1 pseudogene is annotated in these 275 nt (G+C 38.5%); it reads left to right on the top strand.

The features are described from left to right. Window positions 1–27 precede the first annotated feature (27 nt). Window positions 28–275, top strand: a pseudogene (locus tag C1G53_RS12515) (ABC transporter permease); the annotation flags it as partial.

The raw sequence follows: 275 nt of genomic DNA, 5'->3' as shown, positions 1-275 counted from the left end.
GTGGATGACGAAAGAGAGGAAGAAATAATGAAGAAATTTGCAAATATCTACTTAACAGTTGCCTTTCTCCTTCTCTACTTACCGATTTTCTATCTTATTTTTTATGCCTTTAATGAAGGCGGAGATATGAATGGCTTTACAGGCTTTACCTTAGAGCATTTTTCATCTATGCTTGGCGATAGCCGACTAATGCTGATTCTGGCTCAAACCTTCTTGTTGGCCTTCTTGAGTTCTTTGATTGCGACCATTATCGGAACTTTCGGTGCCATCTATAT

Source organism: Streptococcus suis (assembly GCF_002960445.1).
GTDB classification, from domain to species: domain Bacteria; phylum Bacillota; class Bacilli; order Lactobacillales; family Streptococcaceae; genus Streptococcus; species Streptococcus hyiners.
Note: the sequence above shows the minus strand (reverse complement) of the source record. Positions and strands in the feature narration are given on the sequence as shown.